This is a genomic window from Megamonas sp. Calf98-2, assembly GCF_900110235.1.
Classification (GTDB): Bacteria; Bacillota; Negativicutes; order Selenomonadales; family Selenomonadaceae; genus Megamonas; species Megamonas funiformis.
In genome coordinates, this window is sequence record NZ_FOCY01000018.1 from 25,218 (window position 1) to 46,799 (window position 21,582).

The window sequence follows — 21,582 nt, forward strand, 5'->3', positions numbered from 1 at the left end:
CAAAGACGTCTTGTTAAAAGATATACAAAGCAGTATATCCTTTGACAAGGCGTTTTTTATTTTAGCAATTATTATATATTTTTGGCTTATTTTGTGATGAAGAAAGGGTGTAATTTATGAAAAAATTAGCGTCTATATTATCTATGACTGCTATGTTCATAGCGATGATGGCATCTGTGGCTTTCGCCGCTGACGATACTACAGCAGCAATAGATACAGGTGATACAGCATGGGTTTTAATCAGTGCAGCACTTGTATTTATCATGACACCAGGTCTTGCATTTTTCTATGGTGGTATGGTAAGAAGTAAAAACGTATTGAGTACCATAATGCACAGTTTCTTCATTGTAGCGATGATTTCTGTGGAATGGGTTCTTATTGGTTATGCAATGACTTTTGGCAGTGATATTGGTGGTTTTATTGGTAGCTTAGACAAAGTTGGTTTGACTGGTGTGGGCATGCAGGTAATGGCAAATGGTACAATTCCTGAACTTGCTTTTGTAGCCTTTCAGTGTATGTTTGCTATTATTACACCTGCACTTATTACTGGTGCTTTCGCAGAAAGAATGAAATTTGGTGCTTTTGTAGTATTCATCTTATTATGGGCAATCTTAATCTATAACCCTATGGCTCATTGGGTATGGGGTGGTGGCTTCTTAGCTAAACTCGGTGCCTTAGATTTTGCAGGGGGATTAGTAATTCATATTTTATCTGGTGTATCTGGTCTTACAGTATGTATTTTACTTGGCAAACGCCATGGTTATGGCAAAGTTCCAATGCTTCCACATCATTTACCAATGACTGTACTTGGTGCAGCACTTTTATGGTTTGGTTGGTTCGGATTCAATGCAGGTTCTGCTCTCGGTGCTAATGCACTTGCTGCAAATGCTTTTGTTACTACACAGGCAGCAGCAGCTATGGCGACTGTATCTTGGGTAGCATGTGAATGGATGCATCATGGCAAACCTACTATCTTAGGTGCAGCTTCTGGTTGTGTTGCAGGTCTTGTAGCCATCACTCCAGCAGCAGGTTTTGTTGCTCCACTTCCAGCTGTATTTATCGGCTTAATCGGTGGTATTGTTTGTTACTTTGCAGTAGCAGTTGTTAAAGAAAAATTCGGTTATGATGATTCCTTAGATGCTTTCGGTGTTCATGGTATCGGTGGTACATGGGGGGCTGTAGCTACAGGTTTATGGTGTTCTACAGAAATAAATCCAGCTGGTGCAGATGGTTTATTCTATGGTAGTGCAGATACTTTAATCGCTCAGTTGATTTCTATAGTAGTAGCTTATGTACTTGCTATTGTAGGTTCTTATATCTTATTTAAAGTTGTTAGTTGCTTTATGCAGGTTCGTGCAAGTGAAAATGAAGAAGTTTCTGGTATTGATATCTGTGAACATGGTGAACGAGCATACAATCAATCTATTATGAGCGCCAATACATTGCTTTCCAGTAATGCAGAAGCTTTTGCTAGTGAAAATTTTACAAAACCTGTTGATTTAAAATAATAAAATTAAAATTTAAAAATTTTAGTGGTATTATTATAAGAAAAAGAATTTATAAATTTTCATTAGTAAGGGGTAGATTTTATGCGCAAAATAACGAAAATAGAAATTATAACTCGTGCTAGTAAATTAGAAGAATTAAAAGAAGCTTTGAATAAAATCGGTGTTCAGGGCATGACTGTAAGTCAAGTATACGGCTGTGGCTTACAAAAAGGTCATACTGAAGTATATCGTGGCAAACAATATAGCGTAAATCTTGTACCAAAAGTAAAGATTGAGACAATTGTTTGTGCAGTTCCTGTAGAATTAGTTTTAGAAACAGCACGCAAAGCTTTGCAGACAGGTCATATTGGTGATGGTAAAATCTTTGTTTATGATGTAGAGAATGCTATGCGTATTCGCACAGGAACAATGGGTGATAAAGCTATCACAGATGATGAAGCATGATTAATTTCCTTCATTATAATAAGCGTAGTCAATTTGACTATATAGTATAATGAAAGAAATATCTTTATACACAAACAAGAAATATCTCTATAGATAAATAGAGATATTTCTTGGATATTTTTTAGCTTATTAAATAACTTATAAATGAATATACGAAAGAGAAGTTAGGCATTGCCTAACTTCTTTTTTTTATCTTGTATAAAGTTAAAATAAATATATTTTATGCTATAATATAATATATTATCAAAATCGAGGTGTAGCTTATGTCTTTAACTGATAAAGAAATTATGGATGGCGTATTAGCTGAATTTAGCAATTTAGCAGCTATTCCACGTAAATCAAATCATGAAGAAGCAGTAAGTAATTTTTTGAAAGAACGTGCTTTATCTTTTGGTTGCAAAGTAGTTCAAGATGAAAAATTTAATTTAATCATTGATAAAGATGCAGCAAAAGGCTGTGAAGCTTGGCCACGTGTAATCATTCAAGGTCATATGGATATGGTATGCGTAGCAGCTGAAGGTGTGCAATATGATCCACTTACAAGCCCTATTAAAATTATCAATGATGGTGAATTTTTACGTGCTGATGGTACTAGTCTTGGTGCTGATGATGGTATCGGTGTAGCAGCAGCTATGTATTTATTACAACAAGATTTTAATCATGGTCCTATTCGTGCTATTTTCACTGTAGATGAAGAACAGGGTATGACTGGGGCAAAAGCATTAGATGCTAAATATTTATTAGATGCAAAATATCTTATAAACTGTGATTCTGAAGCTTTTGATATGCTCACTTTATCTAGTGCAGGCAGTGTAAATGTTGATGCAGAACGTCGCATTACATGGCATAAACCAGAACATCGTTCTGCTTATAAATTTGTAGTCAAAGATTTACATGGTGGTCATTCTGGTGAAGCTATTAATTGTGGTTATGCTAATGCTGTAAAAATTATTGCTCAAGCAATTAATAGCATTATGAAAAAAACAGAAATTGAACTTGCAAGTATCAGCAGTTTAAAAGCAAGAAATGTAATTCCATCAGAAGCTGAATTTGTATTCACTTCCCCACTTTCCAATGTGAAGGTATTTGATGTAGTAGTAGCTGAAATCACAGATTATTTAAAAGCTGCTTATGGCAATGTAGAAAAGAATTTCACAGTTACTTGTGTTCCTTGTGAGCTTCCAGAACGTGTAATGTCTGAAGAAGATGCAAGCAGTATTGTGGACTTCATTAATTTGAGCATGACTGGCGTGCTCAAGATGTCTCAAGTTGAAGAAGGCTTAGTAGAATTATCTGCAAATATCGGTCCTGTTGTTACTAAAGAAAATGCAGTGGAAATATCTGTATTCCCAAGAAGTGCTGTAGATGCATTGACTAGAGAAATTGCAAATATTTATATTCAATTAGGTAAACGCTGTGGTATTCGCGTTGTAAGTGGAGAACCTGCTCCTGGTTGGCCTGCAAATTCAGATAGCCAATTAAAACATGTAGTATTAGAAACTTTCAAAGAACAAAATGGTTTTGATATGAAAGCAAAATCCATTCATGCAGGTCTTGAATGTAGCTATTTCTATGCTAAAAATCCAAACTTAGATATAATTTCTATTGGACCAAACAACATAGATATTCATAGCCCAAATGAAAGATTGGAATTAAAAACATTAGTTCCTCATGTAAAATTAATTAAAGGCGTTATGGAAAAATTAGATAAATAATGGTTAATGTTCGTTTTTCTTTTGTGTAAAAGAAAAATGAACCAAAAAGAAAACCACCGCAGATAAAATTTTAGCTTTGAAAAACATTATCATTTCATACAATGCTTAAAACTCGCTTTGCTCAGACAGTTAAGCAAAAGGCGTATTCAATGATAATGTTTTTCAATAATCTTGCGATTACCGCTAAATTTTATAATGCGGAAATAGATTACGTATTATTAGAAAAATTTCCTCATAGTATAGATATTATATTTATTGTATAAGATTTATATTATGAGGATTTTTTATTATTAGTTTTTAAATAAAAAATAATAAGCAAATATTCCTCACGTTAGCAATTTTTTGGTAGCTGAAAGCTATTGGGAATTATAAAATCATATCTATGAATTTAGCTCTACTGTTTGAACGAAGTGAGTTTAGAGCGTTATAGATGTGGTTTTATAATGGACAAAGAAAAATTGGTATCGGGAGGTAGAGTTCTTTTGTTACTTTTCTTGCTCATGAAAGAAAAGTAAGTATAAAAATGTAGGTGTTCATTTCTTTGGTGGCAAAGAAACGAACCAAAGAAAACCACCGCAGATAAAATTTTAGCTTTGAAAAAATATATAGGCATTCATTTTCTTTAGTGATAAAGAAAACGAATCAAAAGAAACTACCCGCTCACGCACTTTTTACTTTGTCAAAGATAAAAATATGTCAACAACGTTCTAAACTCGCAAGGCTCAAACAGTAGAACTAAAGACGTAGTCATATTTTTATCTTTGCCAATAGCCTTATGGCTACCATAAAAAGATGCTAAAATGCGGGAAAAAATAGGTATTATTAGAAAATTTTCCTCATAAGATGTAGGAGTTCATTTCTTTAATGGTAAAGAAACGAACCAAAGAAAGCCACCGCAGATAAAATTTTAGCTTTGAAAAAATATATAGGTATTCATTTTCTTTAGTGGTAAAGAAAACGAAGCAAAAGAAACCACTCTCTCACGCACTTTTTATGATAACCTGATGGCTACCGTAAAAAATGCTAAAATGCGGGAGATATTTGGTGTTATTTAAGATTTCTTTTTATAAATAAGTATCTACCTATCGTTTTGAAGCAAATAATATATTTTACTTATGAATGCATATATGATAATATAAGGTCAAGGTTGAACGAGATGTTAATTAAGAAACTATAAATAAGATAATTTATGAAAGAAGGCTTTATATTATGATTAGAAAAGTTCCTGTACCTACTGCTGGGGTGATGCTTGGATTGGCGGCTCTTGGCAATTTGCTTGCACCATATTCTATGATTTTGAAATATGCTTGCGGTATTAGTTCTGCGTTTTTAGGGGTGTTGTTATTTAGCAAAATTATTTTACATCCGCAGATGATGAAAAATGATTTGAATGGAAATTCTATTTTTGCCAGTGTGTTTGCTACTTTCTTTATGGCGATTATGCAACTTTGCACTTATACTTTTCCGTTTGCACCTATAGCTAGTGAAGTAGTTTGGTATGGGGCGATTTGTGGTCATTTTATGTTGATGGCGTGGTTTACTTATCGCTATATCATCAATTTTGAATTAAGAGATGTTTTTCCAACATATTTTATAGCGTATGTAGGTATTGTGGTAGCGTCTGTTACAGCACCTACTTTTAATCATCACAATTTAGGTGAATATATTTTCTGGTTTGGTTTCAGTATGTATATGATATTATTCGCTCTTGTTACTATCCGTTATTGCAGTAAACATGCAATCGCTGAACCAGCAAAACCTTTATTTTGTATCTATACTGCACCAATGAGTTTAAGTTTAGCGGGTTATCTTGCTTGTGTTGCTGATAAATCTTTAATCATGATTGTGATTATGCAGATATTAGCTCAAGGTTTATTTGTGGCAGTGCTTACACAGATGCCAAAACTTTTAAAATTAAAATTCTATCCTAGCTATGCAGCATTTACTTTTCCATTTGTTATCACTGCGATTGCACTTCGTCAGACTGTTAGTTATTTAAATGAAATCAATATAGCAGTACCTAGCATTTTAAATTATGTAGTAGGAGTAGAAACTATCTTAGCTACAGCGATTGTAACTTATGTGTTCATCAGATATTTGAAATTCTTACATGAACAAATGATTGTAAATATGGGGGATAGAGCAAAAACTGTTTTTGGTACTATAACTAATATTGTTAAATAATGAAGCCTTCAAAATTCTAAGAATATACCTTAATACTATTTAGGTTTAGATTTTATATCTAAACCTATTTTTTTATTTTTATGACAAAAATAAAAAGACAAGTAAAATACTTGTCTTTATGATATAATTCTTGGCATAGGGAATAAATTGATGTGTCATGCCTCTCTTTTAGGGAGGTGGTAAATATGACTAATTATGAAGTATTGTCTTTGATAATATCTTTATTAACGCTTGTATTTACTATACTTTCTTATTTTAATTGATTTTAAAATAAAAAAGAAGCCATCTTGATGGACAGCCTCTTCTTCAACAATAACACTATAAGAAGAGGGCTGACATCGGCAAACATCAGTTTATTCTCTTCTTTGTTTATTATACTACAATGAATATGGCAAAACAAGTTGAATTAATTTAGATATTATATTGGGTATTATAATTGATTTGTTTCAACTAAGGACAGGATATGTTATCAAAAAGCATTTTGCCAAATAGTCTATAGATGGTATAATATAGCTATTGTTTTTAACTATTTATAATTTGTATATATAAGAAAGGATGGAAATGAATGGTTGAATCAGCATGGTCGCTATTGCCTCCGATAATTACCATAGTATTGGCTTTGGCGACAAAAGAAGTATACATGTCGTTGATTGTGGGTATCTTTGTAGGGGCTTTAATGTTCACAGGCTTTGATTTATTAGCTGCTATTGATACATTTTTTGCAATTATGTCCGATAAAGTTGGCGGAAATGTATATATTTTAGTATTTTTGGTCTTATTAGGTATTATTGTAGCAGCTATTGCTCGCTCTGGTGCTTCTCGTGCTTATGGTGAATGGGCAGCAAGTGCAATCAGAGGAAAACGCAGTTCCTTACTCGTTACTTCTATCTTAGGGGTAGTTATCTTTATCGATGACTATTTTAACTGTTTGACTGTAGGTACAGTTATGCGTCCTGTTACTGATAAATTTAATGTAACTCGTGCAAAACTCGCTTATATCATTGATGCTACAGCAGCACCAATTTGTATTATCGCTCCAGTATCTAGCTGGGCAGCAGCAGTTAGTTCTTCACTTCCAGAAGACAGTGCTATTGATGGTTTCTCCTTATTCTTGCAGACAATTCCTTTTAATATGTATGCATGGTTTACTATTATCTTTATGTTGTTCTTGATTTGGACAGGTAAAGATTTTGCTGCTATGAAAACTTTAGAGAAAAAAAGCGGTGGCAAATTAGTAATTCCTGAAGAATATAAAGAAGAAAAAATGGAAGCAGTAGGTAATGGTAAAATCTTAGATTTATTATTACCACTTATCGTTTTAATCGGTGGTTGTATCTTCGGTATGCTTTACACTGGTGGTATTTTAGAAGGTGCTAGTGTATCTGATGCTTTTGCAAATTGTGAATCTGCCAGAGGTCTAGTAATTGGTTCCTTTATCGCTTTAGTATTCACATTTTTACTCTATGTACCACGTGGGGTGCTTCGCTTTGGTAAATTCTGTGAATGTTTTAACCAAGGTTTTAGAGCTATGACTCCAGCTATCTTTATCTTATGTCTTGCTTGGAGCTTATCTGGTGTTTGTGGTGAAGATTATTTAAATATCGGCGGTTATGTTGGCGGTATTGTATCCAATAATGCTACTGTAGGTATGTTCATGCCAGCAGTATTCTTCCTTGTAGCTATCGGTCTTGCCTTTGCTACTGGTACTTCTTGGGGTACATTCGGTATCTTGATACCTATCGCTCTTGCTGTAGTATCTACTGATCCTCATCTTTTAGTAGTTACAGTAGCAGCAGTATTGGCTGGTGCTGTAGGTGGTGACCATGTATCACCAATATCTGATACAACTATCTTAGCTTCTGCGGGGGCTCAATGTAGTCATATCGATCATGTAAGTACACAGGTTCCATATGTAATCGTAGTAGCTAGTTGTGCATTTGTAGGTTATTTAGTAGCTGGTATTGCTGGTAATGGTTGGATTGGTGTAGTATCTGGTTTAGTTTTATTAGCTATAGCTATGACTTATATTTATAAAGTTTTGATGAAAGATTAATTAAAAAAGTTCTAGGAATTATTATTTATTTCTAGAACTTTTTTTATGATAATTAGGGTTTTAATTATTACTATTAGGAAAATTCTATTTTGAGAAAAGATAGAAATATCTACAAAGAAAAGCGATATAGTAGTGGATTTTTACATATATATGATATAATATAGAATTAGTTAAGAATGGATTTATAAATTAATAATAAAATTTGTGGAGGATTTTATGGGAAGATTTTATAAAAAAGCGATAGTTACAGCTTTATTAGTATCTGCATTATCAACTACTGCTTTTGCAGCGCCAGAAGATGTATATACAAATATTGCTGATAGTGCAGTGATTATGGATGCAACAGATACATCAGTGTTTAAACCAGCAGCTATTAAATCATTAACAGATTATGATGAACATTATCGTTTATATAAATATGATACGATATCTATTAGAATAATTGGCTTTAAAAATGCTCAAGGATTGGACAGCATAATGATCGGCACAGATGGTTATGTCAATCTACCATATGCCGGTAGCGTGAAATTAGCAGGTCTAACTATTGAAGAAGCAAAACAAGTATTGACTGCAAAATTTGGCAGATATATTAAAATACCAGATATGTCAATAATCGTCACTAATTATGGACCTAGAAAAGTACAGGTATTAGGAGAAGTGAATGTTCCAGGTACAGTGGAATTAGCTTCTGATGATATGAATGTATTATCTGCTATTTCTAGAGCTGGATGGGTGACTACATATGGTCGTATCAAAAAAGTACAGGCCATTCGCATAGATGATGGTGTTATGTATGTGAAAGAAGCCAATATTAAAGATTATATAGAAAAACATGATATCAGTCAGAATTTTGCCTTAGAAGATGGAGATATCTTATATATTCCTAAATCTAATAAAATCGACTTCCATAAAGACGTATTACCACTTATCAATGTATATAGTACGTATAGAGCTTTGACTGATTAATTAGGAGTGAAATAATGGATATAAATAATGCAAATGATAATGATACAATTGATTTAAGAAAATTGTTTTCTTTAATGATGGAAAAGAAAAAGATAGTTCTAGCGATAGTAGTAATTTGCACTATTATTGCTACTATAGTTGCTTTTGTCTTGCCAAAATCTTATCAATCTACCACACTTGTACGTGTAAAATCTAACAACAGCTCTACTATGGCTGGTTATGCAGCTATGGCAGCTGGTTTTGGTATAGATATAGGGGGTGGAAGTTCCGGTTCACCTGAGTCTTATATTGAATTAATGAAGTCTCGTGAAGTCTTAGAGCCGATTATTGCTGAATTAGATTTACCAGATGAGGATAAAGAAAAATTAACAGTAGAAGATTTTGCAAAGAAAAATTTAGAAGTTATTAATATTAAAAAGACCGATTTAATAACAATAGCAGCTTATGGTAAGACTCCAGAAGAAGCGCAGATGATCTCTCAAGGGGTAGCAGATAATTTCTTAGCATTGATGACAAAATTAAACAAAGAAGATAATTCCACTACTTTGAAATTCCTTGATGAACGTATAAAAATCGCTAAAGAAGAGATGGAAACAGCAGAAAATAAATTGCAAGCATATCAGCAGGAACATAAAATCTATGCACCTGATGAACAAGCGAAAGCTATTATTACTAATTTAAATACTTATGATACAACGATTGCTCAGCTTCAAGCTCAAAGTGAAGGTGATAGTGCTAAACTGGCTGGTGTGACTAGTCAATTGGAACAGCAAAATGCATCTTTATTAGAATATAATGTATCTGATAATACAAATATCGGCAATATCCGTGAGTCTATAGTCAATAAACGTGTAGAACTTGTAGGACTTCAGCAACAATTTACTGATGAACATCCAGATGTGATTAAAGCGAAAGAAGAATTAAATAGCCTTGAAAGATCTTTATCTGATGAGATCGCAAAGGCTGTAAATTCTCAATCAGTGACTTTAAGCCCAGTGCAATCTAATCTTTTAAAAGATAAAATCAGTACAGAAGTGCAGATATCTGTAAATAATGCTTCTCTAGAAGCTTTGAAAGCAAAACAAGCAGAAGCTCAAGAGAATATAGCTACATTATCTGCCGATAGTGTGGAATATATGCGTTTAGAACGTAATGCTAAAATTACAGGTCAAGTATATACTTCTCTTGTACAAAATTATGAACAGACTAGAATTCAAGAAGCAAAAGACTCTATGGATATCCAGATCATAGATGCAGCAGATTTACCAAAAGAAGATATGCCAGCTAAGCCAAATAAAAAATTAGTTGTAGCTATTGGCTTTGTCTTAGGTATAATGATCAGCTTTGGTTATACTTTATATAATTATAGTAGAAGATATGGTTTATAATAGGAAATAAAGATAAAAGGAGAAGTATAAATTTAAAATAAATATGGCTTCTCCTTTTATACTATAAATAAAAATAAATGCAATGTAGGTGAATTTATTGGTACAAAATTATAAAACTAAGCTAAAACAGAATATCCGCATAATTTGGTCCGGTATATCACTGATGGCAGATTATCTAGCAGTATTATTAGCAGAGATGATAGCGATATATTTTAGTGAGGAAAATCTTCGTCATATAGATTTATTTATCGTTATACCATTTATCTATATAGCTTTTATCGCTGCTGCTAGGACTTATCGTCGTACTATCCCTTTTTGGCAGAGAATAGAGTCGCTTTTTTATAGTAGTATCTATAGCATTATTGCTATATTATTATTCTTTTTTGTGCGAGCAAGTTCTACTGAACATAGTATAGCTTTTTTAGCTTTATTATGGCTAGCTAGTTTTATCTGTCTAGTAATAATGCGTTATATTTTAAAACGTATTTTGGATGAACGTGAGATGTTTAAGATACCTTTATTAATTATTGGTGCACAAGAAGAAGCTTTAGCTTTTACGAGAAGTATAAATAATGATATAGGGATGAGTTCTTATAAAATAGTGGGTTTAATCAGTGATAAAATTCCTGTAAAAGGATTAGAAAATTATTCGCTATTAGGTGATTTTAAGGATATTGAAAAAATAATTAAAACTACAGGGATAAATAATGTATTGATAGCTATTCCTTATTTAGAACAAGTAAAAATGCAAAATATTATTCATCGTGTACAGCCATTAGTAAAAAATATCTGTATCATTCCTAATCTTACATCTATCCCTATGGGGGGAATAGATGTAGAAACATTTTTTACGGAAAAAATCATGCTTATTCGTGTACGCAATAATTTAGAACGTAGATTAAATCGCATTATTAAATATTTATTTGATATGGTATTGACTATAGTGGGAACAATTTGTATTTCTCCACTTTTAGTTATCATTGCTATATGGATCTACAAAGATTCTCCAGGACCTGTGATATTTAAACATATGCGAGTAGGTAAAGATGGTAAAGAATTTCCATGCTATAAATTTCGTTCTATGTGCGTAGATGCTAAAGAAAAATTAGAAGAATTATTAAAAAATGATCCTGTAGCAAGAGCTGAATGGGAAAAGGATTTTAAATTAAAACATGATCCTAGAATTACTAGATCTGGAGCATTTTTGCGAAAAACTAGTCTTGATGAATTACCACAGATTTTTAATGTATTAAAAGGTGAGATGAGTCTGGTAGGACCAAGACCTATAATAAAAGCAGAAATGGAAAGATATAAAGAGCATATTGCAGATTATTTGATGGTCAAGCCAGGTATAGCAGGAATGTGGCAATGTAGCGGGCGTAGTGATATTGACTATGCAGAGCGTGTAGAACTAGATAGTTGGTATGTACACAATTGGTCTGTATGGCTGGATATTATGATACTCTGGCAGACACTTAAAGCAGTTTTTGCAAAAAAAGGAGCATATTAATGAAACAAAAACCGATAAGGGTATTGCAGATTATAGGCTTTGTATGTGGCGGCGGTGTAGAAGCTGTCATTATGAATTACTACCGTAATATAGACAGAAATAAAATTCAGTTTGATTTTGTTATAGATGGGTATGAAAAAACTGCTTTGGATAATGAAATATTATCTCTGGGAGGAAAAGTATATAAAGTAGAGCCGTATACGAAAAATCCATTAAAAAATATTTATCAAATATACAGGGTTATTAAAGACAATAATTATCAAATTGTACATTCAAATATGAATACTTTATCTGTATTTTCTTTATTTGCTGCATGGCTTGCCGGTGCGAAAGTTCGTATTCTGCATAATCATTCTACGGCTGTAAAAAGTGAAAAACTGCGTTCTGCTATGAAATATATACTTAGACCGTTTGCACCTGTTTTTGCTAATAGATATATGGCATGTTCAAAACTTGCCGGCGAATGGATGTATGGTAAAAAGAACATGCAATCGGGTGAAGTTAAAGTATTAAATAATGCTATAGATGTAGATGCCTTTGCCTACAATGAAAATCTGCGAAAGAAATTGAGACAGGACTTAAATATAGATGAAGATACTTTAGTTATCGGTCATGTAGGCAGATTTATGTATCAAAAAAACCATGATTTTCTAATAGATATATTTAATGAAATTCATAAACAAAAAAGCAATTCGCTTCTTTTATTGATTGGTGATGGACCATTACGACAATCAATAGAAGAAAAAGTTAAAAATTATAATTTACAAGATAGTGTAAATTTCCTTGGTCTTAGAAAAGATGTAAAGGATTTATACAACGCGATGGATGTATTTGTACTTCCTTCATGGTATGAGGGACTTCCAGTTGTATCAGTGGAAGCACAGGCGAATGGACTACCTTGTTTTGTATCGGATAAAGTATCGAAGGAATGTTATTTATCCAGTTCAATGCATTTTATTAGTTTGGATAAAAATGCTGATATTTGGAGTAAAGAAATTTTAAATAGTAAATTAACAAGAAATAAAAGTGCTAAACAGGAATTGATTGCAAATAATTTTGAAATAAAAAATGAAGCAAAAAAATTAATTGGATTATATACGATAAATTGAAAGGGTAAAAATGAAAAAAGTTGGTATTGTATTATATTATTTTAGAAAATTGTAGAAGTTTGTTGTAATGAGGTTTAATATGAATAGTGCATTTTTTTTAATATCATTATATATATTATATTGTATATTATTATTTTTTAAATTAAAAAGTAAAATTTATTATAAATTAATAGCATTTACTATACCTATTCCAATGTGTTTTTTTAATCCTATAAAATTATATTATTTTAAAGGATTATATGTAGATACTTTTAGGATATATGGCGAAATGGAATTGTTTAGATTATATGGTTGGAATGCTATTACAACATATGATGGTGCTATTTTATCTAAAATATATATTTTTTTATATTCATTATTAAATGTTGATGAATTATTGCCTATAATGAACTGTTTTTTTGTTTATTTTTTTATTTTGTATACAGTAAATAAAATAGGAGTTAAGTTAAGAGCTAAAGAAAATATAAAATGTATTGTTATTTTATATACAACATTATTAATTAATTATTTTTACGTTACGACAAACATTAGATACCCTTTAACATTAGCAATTTGTTTTATGATTATAATATATGATTTTTTTTATAATAATAATTATATTTATAAAAAAATTATATTAGTGTTGAGTTATTTTAGTTTACTTATGTTACATCCGGGAATAATATTTATTATATTTTTTAGAGTATTATTAGTATTACCAGTTAAATTATATTTTTTAGCTATAATAATTGTTATTATTATGGCTAACGCTTTTCTTGAAGATATTATTTTTATGTTAATGGGAAGTAGTATACCGTTTTTGGGATTATTAGGTGATAAATATACATCATATAGTGAAATAGATTTAGTTGAGTTTAATTTTCTTAATATAGTTGTGTGTGTAATTACTAATTTTGTTGTTATAGTAATGAGTTTGATACTAAAAAAATATTTATTAAATAATATATATATAAAATATAATAAGTTTATATTATTTAATTTTAGCTTATCTATATTAGCTTTTATTTTTGCGATAACAGAATCACAATTTATGCATAGATTAGATGAATTTGTTATATATTTATCAGTTATATATATATATATAATTGCTCATAAAAATAATTTTAAATTAAAAAAAGGATATTTAAATTTAGTTGTATTTAGTTTGTTTATGTTTGGGATAATGTTAAGTTATTTTGTTAGTTTTAATTTGGTTGGAATATTAAAGAGATATATATATTATTTTGATTAAATAAAAGGTGAGTGATGAATATGAATATAGATAAAATAGATAGTGTAGTACAAAATATTATACAGTATAAATATAGAATAAACAATAATAATAAATTAGTAAATGTATCATACGGAATAGATGATAATTATGGACGTTGTGCCGCAACTTCTATAGCTTCAATATGCATAAATAATCTTGATTATGATTTTAATTTTTATATTATAGCAGCAGGTTTATCAGAAAGAACAAAAAATAATATTAAATTATTAGCAAAAAGTTTTTCTATAAATATAATTATTTATGAAATAGACAAGAAGTTTTTTGAAAAATTACCTATAAAAGCGCATATTCCTATATCTACATACTTTAGGTTAATATTGCCTATATTGCTAAAGGATAGTGTTGATAAATTATATTATATTGATGCAGATGTTGTTTGTTTGAAAAATGCTGGGCAGTTATTTGATTTTGAGTTAAAAGACAATATAGTCGCGGCGGTACCAGATATTAATCGAATAGCTAATAACAGAATAAAAATATTAAAATTAAAAAAGCATATTTACTTTAATGCAGGAGTGCTAGTTATAAATGTAAAAAAATGGAATGAATTTAATATATTAGACAAATGTTTGAATATATTAAGAGATAATCCAGAAATTTTTACTTATCAAGATCAAGATGCCTTAAATGTAATATTAACGGGAAAAATTAAATATCTCGATAGAAAGTTTAATTGTATAAATATATATGATATGGACAGTTTTGAAGATATTATATTGTTACATTTTGCTAATCAACCAAAGCCATGGAATAAATTATGGTATTTAAATATAATGTGTAATAAATTTACTAAAAATATATATAGTCATTACGAGAAAAAAACGGCATGGAAAGATTATAAATTAATAGATAACAATAAAATTAAAGACATACTTAAATGGTACTTAAAAAAAGTATTATTTAAATTAAATATGATTTAGTTCGGGAGAATGAAAATATGAAATATTTAATTTCGATAATTATTCCAGTATTCAATGTAGAAGCGTATATAAAAGAGTGTTTTGAATCTATAAGAAGAATAAGGTCAAATGATATAGAAATTATATGTATAGATGATGGTTCTACCGACAATAGTGGAATGATTTGTGATGAATATAGTAAAAAAGATAAAAGATTTAAAATTGTTCATAAAACTAATGGAGGAGTGTCTTCGGCAAGAAATATAGGAATAGAAATAGCTAAGGGAAAATATATAGCATGGGTAGATCCGGATGATTATGTTGGAAATGATTGGTATCAATCTGTAAAAGATGTATTAAATAATAATGTAGATTTTATTTTTTTTGATTATTATGAGTTGAAAAATAAAAAAATAAAAGCTATATCCTATGAAAAAAAATCAAAAATGATTGATAAAGAAATTTTTTTAAAAGAAACATGTTTAGAACAAAAGATACAAAATCAATTATGGAGAAATATTTATAAAAAAGAATTGATGATAGGGATAAAATTCCCACTAGGTATTAATCTGATGGAAGACTATGCTGTATTATATAAAATAATTTTAAATGCTAAAAATATATATTATTTGTCTAAAAATATATATTTTTATAGATTGAGAGATAATAGTCTGGTTTCTAAAGTAGATATAAATACAGTATATAAATGTTATTTAATTTCTAAAGAACGATATGATTTTATTAAAAAAAATGGAATTAATATTACTAAATTAACATATTTGTTAAAACTTATAAGAATATGCGTTTTATATCATAAGGTAGATAAAGAAAATGAAAAAAAGGTGTATAGAGAGATATACACAAAAGCTAAAAAAATGATAAGAGACAATATTGTATATATATTAAAAGAAAAAGATATAAGTATTAAAATCAAATTTAAATTTTTATTGTGTTATTTTAATTTTGAAGGAATAGCTGGATATATATATAATAAAAAATTAAATAAAATATATAATACTTTGATAAATAAGTGAACTAAATATAATATGAATTTTTTATAGGTGATAAAATGAAAATGGCAATAGTAACAATAGATGATAATAATAATTATGGAAATAGATTGCAAAACTATGCTTTACAATCATTTTTAAAGTGTTATATAAGCGAAGTTAAAACAATTTGGTATGATAAACTTACTAGTTTTGAGTTAAAAAGTATTATGAGTTTAAAATCTATAATAAAATTTATGATTAATAGAAATAGTTATAGATATTATTTAAAAAATGAATATTTAAATGAATGTATTAGAATATATAATATAAAAAAGTTTTCTCAGAAATATATTGATATAGATTTTGTTAATGATTTAAGTAAAATATCTAATGAATATGATTTTTTTATTACGGGAAGTGATCAAGTTTGGAATCCTAATTTTTGGTTTAGAGAAAAATTGTATTCAACAGCTAGATTTTTAAAATTTGCTCCTAAAGAAAAACGAGTTGCTTATGCAGCAAGTATTGCTATTCCTTCTATTCCAAAAGATAAAGAGCAGTTTTTTAGAGATAGTTTAAATGAAATGAAAGCAATATCTATGCGGGAAAAATCTGGAGCTGAATTAGTCAAAAATTTAACGGGAAAAGATGTTCCTGTAGTAGTTGATCCAACTATTTTGTTATCAAAAGAGGAATGGCAAAAGATTGAGTTGGTACCTGAATGGTATAATGGAGAAAAGTATATTCTTACTTATTTTTTGGGAAATCCATCGCCGATAATTGAAAATCTTGCTAAGAAAAATAATTGGAAAATCTATAACTTAATGGATAAAAGTAATTTAGATTTATATGCTTCAAGAGTTGAAGAATTTGTGTATTTAATAGAACATGCAGAACTGGTAGCAACGGATTCTTTTCATGCCTGTGTATTTTCTATTTTAATGAATACTCCTTTTTTAGTTGTTAATAGAAAAGAAAAAGGAATGGCGGACATGACATCACGTATAGATACTTTATTGGAGCTATTCGGATATCAGAATAGATATATTGTTAATGGAGAATGTGATTTATCTGATGAAGAAATTTTGCATATGGACTTTAGTAAGGTAAAAGATATTCAAGAACGAGAAAAAAAACGTTCAAAAGATTTTTTAGAAAAGGCTTTAAATTTAAAAGTTAGTAATAGATAAGGAATAATTATGTTGATAAATAAGTTAAGAAAAGTAGAGATATTAAAAACTATATATTATACATTTTTATCAAGAAATATAAATAAAATAGAAAGAAAATCTAAGCTCATTTGTTTAAAAAAAAGTAATTTTCAATTAGCAAAATCATCTAAAATTATATTGCACAAAACATTAATGTTTTCAGATAATAATATTAATGGTTCAATAAGACAATCTAATTTAAGAATGGATGAAAATAGTATATTAGAAGTAAAAGATTTTTTTTCTATTTATTATGGTGCAGATATAATTTTATTTGAAAATGCTAAATTAAAATTAGGATCTGGATTTTTTAATTCTAATATTAAAATACGTTGTCATGAAGAGATAGAAATAGGAGAAAATGTAGCAATTTCTCATGATGTAACAATAATGGATTCTGATGCTCATGAAGGTCTTTGGGAAGGATATGAAAAGACAAAACCTATAAAAATAGGAAATCATGTTTGGATAGGTACTAGAGTTACTATTTTAAAAGGTGTAACTATTGGAGATAATGCAATTATTGCGGCTGGTTCAGTAGTAACAAAAGATGTTCCTAATAATACTATAGTAGCTGGAGTACCAGCAAAAGTAATAAAGACAGATATAAATTGGAAGTGAGTAATTGACATGATAGATAATTTAGATAAAAATAAATGTACAGGTTGTAGTGCTTGTTATAATATTTGTCCTAAAGATGCTATTATAATGAAAAAAGATAGGGCAGAATTTTTATTTCCTGAAATAGATTATGATAAATGTATAAAATGCAACTTATGTGAAAAAGTATGTCCATCCATGTCTAAATTTGAATGTTTAGAAGATAGGTTTAAAGAACCAATTGTGAAAGCAGCATGGTCTAAAGATGAAAATATAAGAATAAATAGTACATCAGGTGGTTTATTTAGTGAATTAGCTAAAGGTTTTTTGAAAGAAACGGAAACATTTGTTGTAGGAGCTATTTATAATAAAAAATTTTTAGTAGAGCATTATATTACTAATAAGACGAAAGATTTAGAGCTATTAAGACAATCTAAATATGTTCAAAGTGATAAAAAAAATGTATTTAGTAAAATAAAAATTTTATTGAATGAAAATAAAAAAGTATTATTTGTAGGTGCTCCTTGTGAAGTAATGGGGTTATATAGTTTTCTAAGAAAAAAATATGAAAATTTATATACGATTGATTTTTTATGTTTAGGAACCAATTCCCCTAAAGTATATCGTAAATTTTTAGAAACACTAGAAAAACAATATAATAGTAAAGTAAAAAAAGTATGGTTTAAAAATAAAACATATGGATGGAATTTATTTAGTACAAAAGTTGAATTGGAAAATGGTAAAAGTTATTTAAAAGATAGAAAACATGATTATTTTATGCGTGGATATATAGGAAAAAATAAATTTTATATTAGAAAATGTTGCACACAGTGTCAATATAAAGGTTTTCCAAGAATTGCAGATATTAGTTTAGGTGATTTTTGGGGATTGGGTAGAAAATATCCAGAGCTTGATCAAGATAAAGGTACTTCTGTAGTATTAATTAATTCTCAAAAAGGTGAATTTTTATATGAGGGTATTTTAAATAATATAAATTCATATGATAAAAATATAAAAGAGGCACTACCTGGGAATCCCGCGTTAATAAGTTCACCTAAACTAGATGAGCGAGTAAATGGTTTTTATATTGATATAGACAAGATGACTTTTGATAAATTAATAGATAAATATTGTAAGTATACAATTAAGGATAAATTAAGATTAATAAAAAGCGATATAAAAAGATTTTTAGGAATAAAAGAATATTTATAAATATAGAAGGTATTTTTGATGAAAAATCAATTAAAAATAGGAGCAATTTTATCATATGTAAATATATTAGCTGGCTTAATTGTTGGACTAGGATATACACCTGTAATGATTAGACTTTTAGGGCAATCTGAATTTGGGTTATATTCATTAATTGGTTCACTTGTAGCATATTTAAGTGTATTAGATATGGGCCTAGGTAATACTATTGTTCGATATGTATCGAGAAATCGTGCGATAGGTGATAAAAAATCTGAGTCAGAGTTAAATGGATTGTTTTTGGCGATATATTCAGTTATAGGTTTAATCACTTTGATTGTTGGAAGCATATTGTATTTTAATGTAGATAATATGTTCGGAGCAACTTTATCTGCTGACCAGATTGAACGAGCTAAAATAATGATGATATTGCTTATATTCAATATAGCGATATCTTTTCCTTTAAGTGTATTTGCTTCTTTGATGCAGGCATATGAACGATTTATTTTTTTACGTATATTTAATATTATTAGTGTATTATTGAAACCTATAATAGCATTACCCTTCTTATTCATGGGATATGGTGCTGTAACTTTAGTAGTAACAGCAACAATAGTAAATATTGCTTGTTTACTTACAAATGTATATTATTGTTTTAAATATTTAAATATACATTTTAGTAAAGGTCATTTTGAAAAAGCTTTTTTATATGAGATATCTGGTTATGCATTTTTTATTTTCCTTAATGCTATAATGGATAAAATTTATTGGGGAACTGGTCAGTTTATACTAGGTATGGTATCTGGAACTATTCAAGTAGCTATTTATGCTATAGCTATGCAATTTATGAATATGTATATGCAATTTTCTAATGCTATAAGTGGTGTACTTTTACCAAAAGTAACTATGATGGTGACTAATGGTGCTACAAAAAAAGAATTGACAATGTTAATGATAAAAGTTGGTAGATTGCAATATATAGTAATGAGTTATATTTTAATTATGTTTTTTTTATTAGGATATGAATTTTTATATTTATGGGCAGGTGAAAGTTATCTATCCGCATATTATATGATTTTAATTATAATGGTGGGGCAATTTATTTCTCTTATACAAAATTCAGGAATTGCTATATTGCAAGCAATGAATTTAAATCGTTATCGAATGACTATTTATACAATTATAGCTGTAATAAATATTTTCACTAGTTTTCAATTGGCTAAATTGTATGGAGGTTTAGGCTGTGCGATTAGTACATCTGTAGCTATATTTTTTAGTACAGGTTTGATTATGAACATATATTACTATAAAAAAGTAGGAATTAATATCCCATTATTTTGGAAAAATATAATTCATATGCTACCAAGTGCATTTATATTAATAATAATGGTAGAAGTTTTTAAATTGAATATAACATTAGAATATAATTGGAAATATTTTATTATAAAAACATTAATATATTCGATAGTATATTTTATATTAATGTTCATAATAGGTATGAACTCTTATGAAAAGAATATTATAAAAAAGTTTTTTATAAAAAGATGAAGGAGAGAAATTTATTATGAAATATTTTATTCTGAATAATGGAATAAAAATGCCTGTTATTGGATTAGGAACTTTTCCAATGAGACGATTAGAATTATTTAAAGTTTTTTTTCAAGCTACTTCTTGTGGTTACACAAGTTTTGATACTTCATCAGCATATGGTAATGAAAGATGGTTGGGATTAGCACAGTGGATTTCAAGAAAACAAAGAGAAAAATTATTTTTTACTACAAAATTAAGTAATTCTCAACAAAGAGAAGGAAATATTAGAAAAGCATTAGAAGATAGTTTGAGATTATTGAAATTAGATTATATTGACTTATATTTAATGCATTGGCCTAATCCAGAAACATATTTAAAATCATGGAAAGAAATGGAAAAATTATATGAAGAAAAATTGATAAGAGCAATAGGTGTATGTAATTTTCATGAACATCATTTAAATAAATTATTTAGTGTTGCAAATGTTATTCCTGCTGTTAATCAAATTGAATTGCATCCACTATTATCTCAAAAACCATTAGTGAATTTTTGTAAAAAATACAATATACAAATAGAAGCGTATTCTCCATTAGCTAGAATGAATGAAAAATTAATAAAAAATAAAACCTTAATAGATTTGTCGAAAAAATATAATAAAACAATTTCTCAAATTATTTTTAGATGGAATTATCAAAATAATATAATTGTTATACCAAAAACTAGTCATAAGAATAGATTGATAGAGAATATTGATTTTTTTGATTTTGAAATATCAAGTGACGATATAAAAAAGATAGATTTAATAAATTGTGATTTTAGAGTTAGACATAATCCTGATACTTGTGATTTTACAAAATTATAAAAATTAATGATAGATAAAAATACGTAAAATATAAATATTTGTCTATTGATTAATAATGGATTTTATACTATAAATAGTTATAAAAAATCTTTGTAAAAGTGCAATTTGTAAAGTATTACGTGTGAAATGATATTAAAATGTTCAAAAAAG

At 28.8% G+C, this 21,582-nt stretch carries 16 protein-coding genes and 1 pseudogene; all 17 read left to right on the plus strand.

From position 1 onward, the window contains the following. Positions 1 to 116: 116 nt before the first annotated feature. Entirely contained in the window at positions 117 to 1,508 is a 1,392-nt protein-coding gene (locus BMX03_RS06785; protein ID WP_022228639.1) for an ammonium transporter, read from the plus strand. 81 nt (positions 1,509 to 1,589) lie between these two features. Then, complete coding sequence (locus BMX03_RS06790; protein WP_008539559.1) at positions 1,590 to 1,952, plus strand: P-II family nitrogen regulator; 363 nt, start codon at positions 1,590 to 1,592, stop codon at positions 1,950 to 1,952. Positions 1,953 to 2,215: 263 nt separating this feature from the next. Then, positions 2,216 to 3,667, plus strand: coding sequence for a beta-Ala-His dipeptidase (gene pepD / locus BMX03_RS06795; RefSeq protein ID WP_091694526.1), 1,452 nt, complete (start codon positions 2,216 to 2,218; stop codon positions 3,665 to 3,667). A gap of 1,209 nt (positions 3,668 to 4,876) precedes the next feature. Continuing rightward, positions 4,877 to 5,851, plus strand: a complete 975-nt coding sequence (locus BMX03_RS06800; RefSeq protein WP_091694529.1) for a TDT family transporter — start codon at positions 4,877 to 4,879, stop codon at positions 5,849 to 5,851. Between the two features lie 565 nt (positions 5,852 to 6,416). Further along, positions 6,417 to 7,904, plus strand: coding sequence for a Na+/H+ antiporter NhaC family protein (locus BMX03_RS06805; protein WP_091694531.1), 1,488 nt, complete (start codon positions 6,417 to 6,419; stop codon positions 7,902 to 7,904). Between the two features lie 216 nt (positions 7,905 to 8,120). Further along, entirely contained in the window at positions 8,121 to 8,870 is a 750-nt protein-coding gene (locus tag BMX03_RS06810; RefSeq protein ID WP_091694533.1) for a polysaccharide biosynthesis/export family protein, read from the plus strand. Positions 8,871 to 8,884: 14 nt separating this feature from the next. After that, a complete protein-coding gene (locus BMX03_RS06815; RefSeq protein WP_091694534.1) occupies positions 8,885 to 10,258 on the plus strand; it encodes a GumC family protein in 1,374 nt (457 codons plus the stop codon). Between the two features lie 88 nt (positions 10,259 to 10,346). After that, on the plus strand, positions 10,347 to 11,768 hold the full coding sequence (gene wbaP / locus BMX03_RS06820) for an undecaprenyl-phosphate galactose phosphotransferase WbaP (RefSeq protein WP_255361434.1): 1,422 nt from the start codon (positions 10,347 to 10,349) through the stop codon (positions 11,766 to 11,768). 23 nt (positions 11,769 to 11,791) lie between these two features. Further along, positions 11,792 to 12,877, plus strand: coding sequence for a glycosyltransferase family 1 protein (locus BMX03_RS06825; RefSeq protein ID WP_255361435.1), 1,086 nt, complete (start codon positions 11,792 to 11,794; stop codon positions 12,875 to 12,877). Between the two features lie 79 nt (positions 12,878 to 12,956). Continuing rightward, positions 12,957 to 14,108 (plus strand): hypothetical protein, encoded by a 1,152-nt coding sequence (locus tag BMX03_RS06830; protein WP_091694537.1) that lies wholly within the window; start codon positions 12,957 to 12,959, stop codon positions 14,106 to 14,108. Between the two features lie 20 nt (positions 14,109 to 14,128). Continuing rightward, positions 14,129 to 15,070 carry a glycosyltransferase family 8 protein gene (locus BMX03_RS06835; protein ID WP_177159367.1) on the plus strand — a complete coding sequence of 314 codons (942 nt, stop codon included), beginning with the start codon at positions 14,129 to 14,131 and terminating at the stop codon, positions 15,068 to 15,070. 17 nt (positions 15,071 to 15,087) lie between these two features. Next, a complete protein-coding gene (locus BMX03_RS06840; RefSeq protein WP_091694541.1) occupies positions 15,088 to 16,083 on the plus strand; it encodes a glycosyltransferase family 2 protein in 996 nt (331 codons plus the stop codon). Positions 16,084 to 16,124: 41 nt separating this feature from the next. After that, positions 16,125 to 17,231, plus strand: a complete 1,107-nt coding sequence (locus BMX03_RS06845; protein WP_255361436.1) for a polysaccharide pyruvyl transferase family protein — start codon at positions 16,125 to 16,127, stop codon at positions 17,229 to 17,231. A gap of 465 nt (positions 17,232 to 17,696) precedes the next feature. Beyond that, positions 17,697 to 17,852: pseudogene (locus BMX03_RS11535) on the plus strand (DapH/DapD/GlmU-related protein); the annotation flags it as partial. Between the two features lie 30 nt (positions 17,853 to 17,882). Beyond that, the gene (locus tag BMX03_RS06855) at positions 17,883 to 19,064 is read left to right on the plus strand and encodes a Coenzyme F420 hydrogenase/dehydrogenase, beta subunit C-terminal domain (protein WP_091694546.1); all 1,182 of its coding nucleotides are present in this window, start codon (positions 17,883 to 17,885) and stop codon (positions 19,062 to 19,064) included. A gap of 18 nt (positions 19,065 to 19,082) precedes the next feature. Further along, positions 19,083 to 20,588, plus strand: coding sequence for an oligosaccharide flippase family protein (locus tag BMX03_RS06860; RefSeq protein ID WP_091694549.1), 1,506 nt, complete (start codon positions 19,083 to 19,085; stop codon positions 20,586 to 20,588). 16 nt (positions 20,589 to 20,604) lie between these two features. Further along, positions 20,605 to 21,432, plus strand: coding sequence for an aldo/keto reductase family protein (locus BMX03_RS06865; RefSeq protein WP_091694552.1), 828 nt, complete (start codon positions 20,605 to 20,607; stop codon positions 21,430 to 21,432). Positions 21,433 to 21,582 lie beyond the last annotated feature (150 nt).

What these genes read in the sequence shown, in the direction of transcription:
- BMX03_RS06855 (WP_091694546.1), top strand. Translation starts at nt 17,883, where the DNA reads ATGATAGATAATTTAGATAAAAATAAATGTACAGGTTGTAGTGCTTGT.
- BMX03_RS06865 (WP_091694552.1), top strand. Translation starts at nt 20,605, where the DNA reads ATGAAATATTTTATTCTGAATAATGGAATAAAAATGCCTGTTATTGGA.
- BMX03_RS06800 (WP_091694529.1), top strand. Translation starts at nt 4,877, where the DNA reads ATGATTAGAAAAGTTCCTGTACCTACTGCTGGGGTGATGCTTGGATTG.
- BMX03_RS06845 (WP_255361436.1), top strand. Translation starts at nt 16,125, where the DNA reads ATGGCAATAGTAACAATAGATGATAATAATAATTATGGAAATAGATTG.
- BMX03_RS06835 (WP_177159367.1), top strand. Translation starts at nt 14,129, where the DNA reads ATGAATATAGATAAAATAGATAGTGTAGTACAAAATATTATACAGTAT.
- BMX03_RS06830 (WP_091694537.1), top strand. Translation starts at nt 12,957, where the DNA reads ATGAATAGTGCATTTTTTTTAATATCATTATATATATTATATTGTATA.
- BMX03_RS06805 (WP_091694531.1), top strand. Translation starts at nt 6,417, where the DNA reads ATGGTTGAATCAGCATGGTCGCTATTGCCTCCGATAATTACCATAGTA.
- BMX03_RS06860 (WP_091694549.1), top strand. Translation starts at nt 19,083, where the DNA reads ATGAAAAATCAATTAAAAATAGGAGCAATTTTATCATATGTAAATATA.
- pepD (WP_091694526.1), top strand. Translation starts at nt 2,216, where the DNA reads ATGTCTTTAACTGATAAAGAAATTATGGATGGCGTATTAGCTGAATTT.
- BMX03_RS06785 (WP_022228639.1), top strand. Translation starts at nt 117, where the DNA reads ATGAAAAAATTAGCGTCTATATTATCTATGACTGCTATGTTCATAGCG.
- BMX03_RS06790 (WP_008539559.1), top strand. Translation starts at nt 1,590, where the DNA reads ATGCGCAAAATAACGAAAATAGAAATTATAACTCGTGCTAGTAAATTA.
- BMX03_RS06840 (WP_091694541.1), top strand. Translation starts at nt 15,088, where the DNA reads ATGAAATATTTAATTTCGATAATTATTCCAGTATTCAATGTAGAAGCG.
- BMX03_RS06815 (WP_091694534.1), top strand. Translation starts at nt 8,885, where the DNA reads ATGGATATAAATAATGCAAATGATAATGATACAATTGATTTAAGAAAA.
- BMX03_RS06810 (WP_091694533.1), top strand. Translation starts at nt 8,121, where the DNA reads ATGGGAAGATTTTATAAAAAAGCGATAGTTACAGCTTTATTAGTATCT.